Here is a 10715-nt window from a genome sequence, read left to right on the forward strand (position 1 = left end):
GGACTCGTTCGGCGGGGGCGGTTCCGGTTCTCTCGCGGGGGCGGCGAGCACGTCCGGCGCGCCGACGCCCGCCGTCCCGGGCTCCGGGGCGGGGCCGCGGTTCCTGGACGTCGGGGAGTGCAGCTCCTTCGGCAGGACGAGTTCCACCGAGGTGTCCTGCGCGAGCGAGCGGGCCGCGGCACGGGTCGTGGCCCGGTACGACGGGGCCGCGGCCGGCGGTCCGGTGTGCCCGGAGAACACGGACTTCGTGCTGCACATCAGCGCCCAGGACGTGTCGTACGACGAGGACGGCGACGGGCGCGTGCCGCAGGGTTACGCGTGTATGCGCAACCTCCAGCCGCCCCACCCGGGCGACCCGGGCCGCGGGGGCGGTCCGCGTACCGTCGTCGGCGACTGTGTGTACGGCGTGGGCGACGGCCGGGTCCGGGAGACCGCCTGCGACGGCTCGGGCCGGCGCGAGCCGCAGTACAAGGTGGTGCGGGCCGTGGACACGCGGGCGAAGTGCCCGGCGTCCACGGCCCTGTACGTCCAGCTGGGCGGCGACCGGCCCGTGGGCTGCGCCGTCCGGCTGTAGCCCGTCCCTTACGGCCGCAGCGCCGGCTCGCGTTCCGGTTCACGGACGTCCAGTCGGGCGTCGTACGCGGCGAGCGGCTTCGCCTGCGCGGCCGTCGTCGCGGGCAGCCCGGCCCACTGGAGGATGCGGGCGGTGGCCAGCGCCTTCTCGGCGGGGACCAGGCCGGCGACGTTCGCGCCGTGGTTCATGCCGGGCGCGGTGAAGACGTAGGAGTCCTTGGCTCCCTTGTCGACGCGGAACCGCTCGGCTCCCCACGGGTCGTTCTGCCCGTACACGAACAGCATGTGGCGGGCGTTGTGCCGGACCCAGGTGTCCACGTCGCGCATCGCCCACGGCTGGAACTTCATGGCGATGTCCCGCGGCACGAAGTTGCGCGGCGGCTGGTAGCCGTAGCGGACGTAGCGCTTCTCGATGTGCGGGAAGTGGATGGTGGGCGCGCCGAGCTGGGTGCCCGCCTGGTAGTAGTACGGCGTGTACGTCTCCAGGCCCTGGTCGGTGTAGGCGGAGAAGCCGGAGATCTCGTCGACCGTGTTCCAGATCTCGTCGTCGGTGGCCTTGGCGGCGTTCGCGGGGACGGTGTCGCAGTCGGACAGCAGGCTGTACTGCCAGAAGCCCCACACGTAGTCCAGGACGACGGCCTCGTAGGCCCGGTCCAGGGAGCCGATGGTGCGGAAGGTCCAGCCGTTGTCGGCGGCCTGGGCGGCGTACCGCTTCTCCAGCGGGGCGCGGCGCACCAGCGCCTCGCGCTGCACGGCGTTCAGCCGGTCGCGGCACGCCTTGGTGCCGACGGTGGCGAAGAACCGGTCGTACGCGGAGTCCTCGTTGTTCACCACGTCGTTGGGGGCGACGTAGGCGATGACGCCGTCCATGTCGCGCGGGTAGAACCGCTCGTAGTAGGTGGCGGTCATGCCTCCCTTGGAGCCGCCGGTGGCCAGCCAGTTCTTGCCGTAGATCGGCTTGAGCGCGGTGAAGACGCGGTGCTGGTCGCTGGCGGCCTGCCAGATGTCCAGCTTGGTCCAGTCGGCGGGGCCGGGGCGCGACGGGGTGAAGAAGCGGTACTCCAGGGAGACCTGGTTGCCGTCCACGATCTGGGTGGGTTCGCGGCGTCCGGGGTTGGTGGAGACGTTGTAGCCGCTGGTGTAGAAGACGGTCGGGCGGCTGACGTCCTTGTGCAGGACGGTGATCCGCTGCTGGAAGGTGCCCGCGGCCGGGTGCCGGTGGTCCACGGGCTGCGTGTAGTTCAGGACGAAGAAGCGGTAGCCGGGGTAGGGCTTCTCCTCGATGAGGCTCATCCCCGGGACGGACAGCAGACGGTCCTTGATGTCCGTGCTGCCGGCTGTGGCGTCCGGCTCGGCGGCGGTGGCCGCCCCCGCCGTGCTCAGTGTGCCTATGAGCACCGTGAGCGCCAGCAGCCATCTGAGCGCCTTGCGCATGCGCGTGCACCCTCCCCTGTGAGACAGATGTGCGCCGGAAGCTATCGGAGCGACTGCCCGCGCACCAGGGGTGGTGGGCGGAACGCGGGAGAACCCTGTGTCGTGGAGCGGGAGTTCACGCCTCGCGGGCGCCGTTTCTGCCGGTACGTCAGGTGACGGGCCGTCGGCCGGTCAGCACAGGATCCAGCCCGTGCGCACCGAGCCCGCGCCGACCGTGCCGGTGATCTTCACGCAGCGGTGGCCGGCGTGCACGGTGATCGGGCCGGCGTGGTACCTGTAGCTGCCCCGGTCGGTGACGGGCCGGCCGCCGCGGGCCTGCACGCCGACCGACATCGCGGCGCGGACGCCGGGCCGTCTGGAGACCGTGAGGGCGCAGACGTAGCCGTTCTGCCGGTGCACATGGGTGACGCCGGTGGAGAAGTCGAGGGTCTTCACCTCACGGCCCTGGCAGCGGGTGGGTGCGGCGGCGTGGGCGGTCGGGGTGGCGAGGGCGAGCAGTGCCGAGGTGGTCAGCGCTGCCGTGCCCAGCGCCATCCATCGCCGTACCGCACTCCTGTGCACTCGGGCCACTTGTGTCCCTCCCCGTATCTGTCACCCCTGCGGCAGACGTTCGGAAGTACGGACGCCGAACATATGTCGCAAGGTTGCACGGACGTCACCGGAGCGTGTCATTCCGTACGGGTGGGGGCCCGGTTTCCGCCCGTGCTCAGCGGACGGCGCCGACAGGCTCCTCCGGCTCGGCCGCACCGATGAACGTCCGCCACAACCGGGCGTACCGCCCGCCCCGGGCGAGGAGTTCCTCGTGCGTGCCGTCCTCGGCGACCTTCCCGTGGTCCATGACGACGACCCGGTCGGCGCGCGCCGCCGTGGTCAGCCGGTGCGCCACGACCAGCGTGGTACGGCGGCCGGCCAGCCGGTCGGTGGCCTGGTTGACCTGTGCCTCGGTGGCCAGGTCCAGCGCGGCCGTCGCCTCGTCCAGCAGCAGGATGTCCGGGTCGACGAGTTCGGCGCGGGCCAGCGCGATCAGCTGCCGCTGCCCGGCGGACAGGTTCCGGCCGCGCTCGGCGACCTCGTGCAGATAGCCGCCCTCCAGCCGCGCGATCATCTCGTGCGCGCCGACGGCCCGCGCGGCGGCCTCCACCTCGGCGTCGGTGGCGTCGGGACGGCCGTACGCGATGGCGTCCCGCACGGTGCCCGGGAAGAGGTACGCCTCCTGCGGGACGACACCGAGCCGGTGCCGGTACGAGGTGAGGTCAAGGTCGCGCAGGTCCTGCCCGTCGACGGTGACCCGGCCGCCGGTCGGGTCGTAGAACCGGGCCACCAGCTTCACCAGCGTCGACTTGCCGGCGCCGGTCTCCCCGACGAACGCGACGGTCTGCCCGGCCGGGATGCGCAGGTCGATCCCGGTGAGGGCCTCCTCGTCGTCGCCGTACGCGAAGTGGACGTCCTCGAAGGCGATCTCACCGCGCAGCGACAGCACCTGGAGGGGCTCGTCGGCGGACTTCGTCGACGTCGGCTCCCGCAGCAGCTCCTGGATACGGCCCAGGGAGACGGTGGCCTGCTGATAGCCGTCGAAGACCTGGGACAGCTGCTGCACGGGCGCGAAGAACAGGTCGATGTAGAGCAGATAGGCGACGAGCGCACCGGTGGTCAGGGTGGCCTCGTCGACCCGTCCCGCGCCGACGACGAGCACCGCCGCCGCGGCGGCCGACGACAGGAACTGCACGAACGGGAAGTACACGGAGATCAGCCACTGGCCGCGGATCCGCGCCCGGCGGTAGCTGTCGCTGCGCTCCGCGAACCGCCGCCCGCCGTCCCTCTCCCGCCGGAAGGCCTGCACGATCCGCAGCCCCGACACCGACTCCTGAAGGTCGGCGTTGACCGCGGAGACCCGCTCACGGGCCAGCTCGTACGCCTTCACACTGGCCCGGCGGAAGAAGAACGTGGCGACGACCAGCGGCGGCAGCGTCGCGAACACCACCAGCGCCAGCTGCACGTCGATCACGAGCAGGGCCGCCATGATGCCGAAGAAGGTGACGACCGAGACGAACGCCGTGACCAGGCCCGTCTGCAGGAACGTGGACAGGGCGTCCACGTCCGTCGTCATCCGGGTCATGATCCGGCCGGTCAGCTCACGCTCGTAGTAGTCCAGGCCGAGCCGCTGGAGCTGCGCGAAGATCTTCAGCCGCAGCGCGTACAGCACCCGCTCCCCGGTACGGCCCGTCATCCGCGTCTCACCGACCTGCGCCGCCCACTGCACGGCCACCGTCAGCAGCGCCAGCAGCGCCGCCGCCCACACCGCGCCCTGCGCCAGCCGGCTCACGCCGTCGTCGATGCCGTGCCGGATCAGCACCGGCAGCAGCAGGCCCATCGCCGCGTCCACGGCGACCAGGCCGAGGCTGACCAGCAGCGGCAGCCCGAAGCCGCGCAGCAGCCGCCTCAGGCCGTAGGAGTCCTCGGGGCGCACCGCGCGGGCCTCGTCGACGTCCGGGGTGTCGGTCGCCGGGGGCAGCGCCTCCACCTGGGCGAGCAGCTCGGGTGTGGCGGGGCTGCCGGACAGCGCCGCGTCCCGGCGTTCCCGCTCGCCCGCCCACAGGCGGGGCGTGATGCCGCGCTCGGCGTCGAACTCGGCGTCCAGCTCGTCGCGGACGGAGGTGTCCTCCTCGGGCTCGGCGGGCCGGGCGTGGCCCGGTGAGACACCGCCCAGCTCGTCGGGGTCGGTGAGCAGCCGCCGGTACAGGGCGCAGCGTTCCTGCAGCTCGTCGTGGGTGCCGACGTCGGCGAGCCGGCCGCCGTCGAGGACGGCGATGCGGTCGGCGAGGCCCAGGGTGGAGCGGCGGTGCGCGATGAGCAGGGTGGTGCGGCCCCGCATGACGCTCTTGAGGGCCTCGTGGATCTCGTGCTCGACGCGCGCGTCCACGGCGGAGGTGGCGTCGTCCAGGACGAGCAGCCGGGGGTCGGTGAGGATGGCGCGGGCGAGGGCGATGCGCTGCCGCTGGCCGCCGGAGAGGGTCAGGCCGTGCTCGCCGACCTTGGTGTCGTAGCCGTCGGGCAGCGCCCGGACGAAGCCGTCGGCCTGCGCGGCGCGGGCGGCGTTCTCGATCTCCTCGTCGGTGGCGTCGGGTCGGCCGTAGGCGATATTGGCACGGACGGTGTCGGAGAAGAGGAAGGAGTCCTCGGGGACGAGGCCGATCGCCGCGCGCAGGGAGTCCAGGGTCAGCTCGCGCACATCGTGCCCGCCGACGAGGACGGCGCCGCCGGTGACGTCGTAGAAGCGGGGCAGCAGCAGCGACAGCGTGGACTTGCCGGAGCCGGAGGAGCCGACGACGGCGAGGGTCTCGCCGGGGCGGATCTCGAAGCTGAGCCCGTCGAGGACGGGGCGGTCGGTGTCGTAGCCGAAGGAGACGTCGTCGAACTCGACGGTCGCGGGCGCGTCGGCGGGCAGCTCCTTGGTGCCGTCCTTCAGGGTCGGCTCGGTGTCGATCAGCTCCAGGACGCGTTCGGTGCCGGCGCGGGCCTGCTGGCCGACGGTGAGGACCACGGCGAGCATCCGGACCGGGCCGACGAGCTGGGCGAGGTAGGTGGAGAAGGCGACGAATGTGCCGAGGGTGATGTGGCCGCGTACGGCGAGCCAGCCGCCGAGGGCCAGCATGGCGACCTGTCCGAGGGCGGGCACGGCCTGTAGGGCGGGGGTGTAGGTGCTGTTCAGTCGGATGGTGCGCATGCGCCCGGCGAACAGCCGGCGGCCGACCTCGCGGAGCTTGCCGGTCTCCTGCTCCTCCTGCCCGAACCCCTTCACGACGCGTACGCCGCTGACGGCGCCGTCGACGACGCCCGCGACGGCCGCGGCCTGCGCCTGCGCGTACCAGGTCGCCGGGTGCAGACGGGTGCGGGAGCGGCGGGCGATCAGGTAGAGGGCGGGGGCGACGGCGAGGGCGATCAGGGTGAGCGGCAGCGACAGCCACGCCATGATCGCCAGGGAGATCAGGAAGAGCAGGACGTTCCCGATGGTCATCGGGAGCATGAACAGCAGGCCCTGGATCAGCTGGAGGTCGCTGGTGGCGCGGCCGACGACCTGGCCTGTGGACAGCTCGTCCTGGCGGCGGCCGTCGAGCCGGGTGATCGTGTCGTACATCTCGGTGCGCAGGTCGTGCTGCACGTCGAGGGCGAGCCGGCCGCCGTAGTAGCGGCGAATGTAGGTGAGGACGTACACCAGCAGCGCGGCGCCGATCAGGGCGCCCGCCCAGGGGGCCATACCGCGGCTGTGGTCGCCGATCACATCGTCGATGATCACCTTGGTGATCAGCGGGACGACGGCCATCACGGCCATGCCGGCGAGGGACGAGCCGAGGGCGAGGACGACGTCCTTCGGGTTCCGCCAGGCGTACCCGGCGAGCCTTCGCGCCCATCCCCGTTGCGCTGCCACAGTCGCTGCCTTCCGTTCGTCCCGGTCTGTCCGGTCGACCTGATCTACCGGAAGGCACCAACACGGCGGGAAGCGGATTTCATCCCTCGGCAACATCACGGCGGCGGGCGGCCCGGTCCTGTCGCCCGGGACCGGGCCGGGACGCAGGCACCCCGGCGCCCGGGCCGGGCCGCCTCGGGACTGCGGCGCCCGGCGCCCGGGTCGGGTTGCCGTGAGGTCCCGGTGGACGACCTCGGCGCCGGGACGCCGTACGGGGTGCCCCGGCGCTGCGAGAAGGACGACCCGGCCCATGTGCTTCAGGGCGTCGCCCTCGCCGCCGCCCCGCGGCACATGGGGCGCGGCCCGGTGGCGCCCTCGCCACGGCGGTCCGGTCGCCGCCTATGCCAGATGCGTGGGCGCGAACATCCGCAGCAGGGCCGGGAGTACGACGACCGAGGGGCCCGGTGTCGCGAGGGCCTTCGCCAGGTCGGTCTCCAGGGCGTCCGGTGTGGTGCGGACGGCCGGGACGCCGAAGGACTCGGCGAGGGCCACGTAGTCGGGGCGGGTCAGTTCCGTCGCCGTCGCCTCGCCGAACGTGTCCGTCATGTACTCGCGGAGGATGCCGTAGCCGCCGTCGTCGACGATCAGCCAGGTCACCGGCAGATCGTGCTGGCGGGCCGTGGCCAGCTCGGCGACGGAGTACAGGGCGCCGCCGTCGCCGGAGACCGCGAGGACCGGGCGGGACGGGTCGGCCGCGGCGGCGCCGAGCGCGGCGGGAAAGCCGTAGCCGAGGCCGCCCGCGCCCTGCGCGGAGTGCATCAGGTTGGTGCCGCGCGGGTCGAAGGCCGACCAGGCCCAGTAGGCGAGGATCGTCATGTCCCAGAAGGACGGCGCGTCGGCGGGCAGGGCGCGGCGGACGGAGGCCAGCACCCGCTGTTCCAGCGTCAGGTCCTGCGCGGCGATACGGTCCCGGACGCGGGCCAGCACCTGCCGTACCCGCTCCTCGGCCGTGGGGTCGGTGCGTTCGGTGACCGTCTCCAGCAGGGCCTGGAGGGCGAGGCGGGCGTCGGCGTGGATACCGAGCGCGGGGTGGTTGGACTCCAGTTTGCCGAGGTCGGCCTCGATCTGGACGATGCGGCCCCGCGGGCGGAACGTGTGGTAGTTCGAGGAGAGTTCACCGAGGCCGGAGCCGACGACCAACAGCACGTCGGCGTCCTCCAGGAAGTCCGTCATGTGCCGGTCCTCCAGCCAGGACTGGAGGGACAGCGGGTGTTCCCAGGGGAAGGCGCCCTTGCCGCCGAACGTCGTGACGACGGGGACGTCGAGCTTCTCCGCGAGCGCCTTCAGCTTGCCGGATGCGTCCGCGCGGACCACGCCGCCGCCCGCGACGATCGCCGGGCGGGCGGCGCGGGACAGCAGGTCGGCGGCGACCGCGGTGAGTTCGGGGCGGGGCACCAGGTCGTCGGGAGTGGCGTCCGGTGCCGTGACCACGGGCAGCACGGCCGGGGCCAGCAGCACGTCCTGCGGGATCTCCACCCACACCGGGCCGTGCGGGGCGGTCAGCGCGGACTTCCAGGCGGCGGCGATCGCCGAGGGGATCTGGGACTGGGCGCGCACGGTGTGCACGGACTTCACGATGCCGCGGAACGAGGCCTGCTGGTCGGGCAGTTCGTGCAGATAGCCCTTGCGTCCGCCGCCCAGCCCGGCCACCGGGACCTGACCGCAGATCGCGAGGACGGGCGCCGACGCCGACGCCGCCTCCTGCATCGCGGCCAGGGAGGTGAGCGCTCCCGGCCCCGTCGACAGCAGCAGCGGCGCCGCCTCGCCGGTGACGCGGCCGTACGCGTCCGCCGCGAACCCTGCGTTGTTCTCCACGCGCAGGCCGACGTACCGCAGCGGGGAGCGGCGCAGCGCGTCGAACACGCCGAGGGCGTGCTGGCCGGGCAGGCCGAAGACGGTCGTCGCGCCCAGCCCGGCCAGGGTCTCCACGACCAGGTCTCCGCCGTTGCGGCCGGGAGGCGGGTTCAGCGCGGCCTCCGTCTGGGCGGCCGTCGGGCGGAGCACCAGGTCGTGGTCGTGGGTCACTTGCCCTCGTTCTCCTCGCGGGCCGCGGCGATCTGGCGGCTCATGATGGTGGTCAGTTCGTACGCGGTGTGGGAGGCGGCCACCGAGGTGATCTCGGCGTGGTCGTAGGCGGGCGCCACCTCGACGACGTCTGCGGAGACCAGGTTGCAGGAGGCGAGGCCGCGCAGGATCTCCAGCAGCTCGCGGGAGGTCATGCCGCCCGCCTCGGGCGTGCCGGTACCGGGCGCGTGGGCCGGGTCCAGGCAGTCGATGTCGATGGAGATGTACAGCGGGCGGTCGCCGATGCGCTGCCGGAGCTGGTCGGCGATCTCGTCGGCGCCGCGCCGGTAGACGTCGGCGGAGGTGACGATGCCGAAGCCCATCTTCTCGTCGTCGGTGAGGTCCTGCTTGCCGTAGAGCGGCCCGCGGGTGCCGACGTGGGAGAGGGCGGAGGTGTCGAGGATGCCCTCCTCGACGGCCCGGCGGAACGGGGTGCCGTGGGTGTACTCGGCGCCGAAGTAGGTGTCCCAGGTGTCCAGGTGGGCGTCGAAGTGGAGCAGGGCGACCGGGCCGTGCTTCTTCGCGACCGAGCGCAGCAGCGGCAGCGCGATGGTGTGGTCGCCGCCGAGGGTCATCAGCCGGGCGCCGGTGCCGAGCAGCTCGTCGGCGGCGGCCTCGACGGTCTCCACGGCCTCGTGGATGTCGAACGGGTTCACGGCGATGTCGCCGCCGTCGGCGACCTGCGCGAGAGCGAACGGGGAGGCGTCCTGCGCGGGGTTGTAGGGGCGCAGCAGCCGGGACGCCTCACGGATGGCGTTGCCGCCGAAGCGGGCGCCCGGCCGGTAGGAGACGCCCGAGTCGAACGGCACGCCCACGACGGCGACGTCGGCGCGGCCGACCTCGTCGAGCCGGGGCAGCCGGGCGAAGGTCGCGGGGCCGGCGTACCGCGGGACGCGGGACGAGTCGACGGGGCCGCGGGGCGTCTCGTTGCTGCTCATGGTCCGGATGCCTTCTTTCTCACGCTTCATCGCGTATGTACTGCTTGTCGTACGACTCTACTGGCCGACCGGGACGGCCGGGCCGGGCGCGGCGGCCGGCCGGGGGGGACACGGTGCCGCTCCGCACCCTAGGTGGCCGGGAAGCGCGAGCGAAGTGTACGTTTCCTCCACTCGGCAGGCCCTGAGTGAAGGAAACGCACATCATGCCGGACCGGCTCGTCCCGCCCACGCCTCCCGTGCCGCTCACGGCGCTCCTCGCGCGGGAGGACCTCGCCCTGCGGCAGATCGCCGGGCCGGACGCCGCCGGGGTCACCGTGCACTGGGTGCACACCTCGGAGATGGCCGACCCGTACCCGTATCTCCTCGGCGGCGAGCTGCTGCTGAGCGCCGGTGTGCACATCCCGGACGCGGCGGGCTCCGGTACGTACTTCGACGACTACGTCTCCCGGCTCGTCGCCGCCGGCGGCACCGCGCTCGGCTTCGGCCTCGCGCCCGTGCACGACACCGTGCCGCGCGCGCTGATCGAGGCGTGCGAGACGCACGGCCTTCCGCTGCTGGAGGTGCCGCCGCGCACCACGTTCTCCGGCGTGGCCCGAGCCGTGTGGCAGCTGATGGCGCAGGCCCGCACCGCCGAACTGCGCCGGGTCACGGAGGCCCAGCAGAGCCTGGCCGCAGCCGCCGCCCGGCCCGACCCCGTGCCGTCGGTGCTGCGCCGGCTCGCGCAGCGGCTGGCCGGCCGGGCGGTGCTGTACGGCCCCGACGGCACGCGGGTCGCCGAGGCGGGCGCCGGGCAGCCGCCGCAGGCGGAGCGGGCGCTGGACGGGCTGGCCGCCACGGTCACCCGGCGCTCCTCGGCCACCGCCACCGACACCGCCGCCGGCGTCCACCTCGCCGCGTACACACTGGGCCCGCGGGCGGGGATGGTGCTCGGCGTCGCCGCGCCGCAGCGCGACCGGGGCGCCCACTCCGTCGCCTCGGTCGCGGCGGTCCTGCTGACCCTCCTCACCGGGGAGCAGCGCACCGGCACGAACGCGGCACGCACCGCCGCGCTGGTACGGCTGCTGCTGGGCGCCACACCGCAGGAGGTGGCGCCGCTGCTGGGGACCGGCCGCACGCTGGTCGTCCACGGGCACCCGGCGCCGGGGACGCCGCCCGGCGCGGCGGACGCGACCGGGACCGCCGGGAGCGAGCGCGCCCCGGCCCCCAGCGCGGCGGCGGCCAGGGCGTCGGGGGCGTCGGGT

At 73.5% G+C, this 10715-nt stretch carries 7 protein-coding genes; 2 read left to right on the top strand and 5 right to left on the bottom strand.

Features of this window, described 5'->3' with window-relative positions:
- A partial coding sequence (locus MTQ10_RS21700) for a hypothetical protein (protein ID WP_247470964.1) occupies positions 1-574 on the top strand: 574 nt, incomplete at its 5' end.
- Positions 575-582: 8 nt separating this feature from the next.
- Here MTQ10_RS21700 and MTQ10_RS21705 read toward each other — a convergent pair.
- From MTQ10_RS21705 to speB, 5 genes are all read right to left on the bottom strand, one after another.
- Positions 583-2007, bottom strand: coding sequence for a S28 family serine protease (locus MTQ10_RS21705; RefSeq protein WP_247470984.1), 1425 nt, complete (start codon positions 2005-2007; stop codon positions 583-585).
- Positions 2008-2178: 171 nt separating this feature from the next.
- The gene (locus MTQ10_RS21710) at positions 2179-2541 is read right to left on the bottom strand and encodes a hypothetical protein (protein WP_282612462.1); all 363 of its coding nucleotides are present in this window, start codon (positions 2539-2541) and stop codon (positions 2179-2181) included.
- Positions 2542-2713: 172 nt separating this feature from the next.
- A complete protein-coding gene (locus MTQ10_RS21715) occupies positions 2714-6433 on the bottom strand; it encodes an ABC transporter ATP-binding protein (protein WP_247470988.1) in 3720 nt (1239 codons plus the stop codon).
- Between the two features lie 378 nt (positions 6434-6811).
- Positions 6812-8497, bottom strand: a complete 1686-nt coding sequence (locus MTQ10_RS21720) for a thiamine pyrophosphate-binding protein (RefSeq protein WP_247470990.1) — start codon at positions 8495-8497, stop codon at positions 6812-6814.
- Entirely contained in the window at positions 8494-9474 is a 981-nt protein-coding gene (gene speB / locus MTQ10_RS21725; RefSeq protein WP_247470993.1) for an agmatinase, read from the bottom strand. Before speB ends, MTQ10_RS21720 begins: the two co-directional genes overlap by 4 nt.
- A 203-nt stretch (positions 9475-9677) precedes the next feature.
- On the opposite strand from speB, the gene MTQ10_RS21730 reads away from it, so the two are divergent.
- The coding region (locus MTQ10_RS21730) for a PucR family transcriptional regulator ligand-binding domain-containing protein (protein ID WP_247470998.1) at positions 9678-10715 on the top strand (1038 nt) is incomplete at its 3' end.

Source organism: Streptomyces sp. XM83C (genome assembly GCF_023072675.1).
GTDB classification, from domain to species: Bacteria; Actinomycetota; Actinomycetes; order Streptomycetales; family Streptomycetaceae; genus Streptomyces; species Streptomyces thermocoprophilus.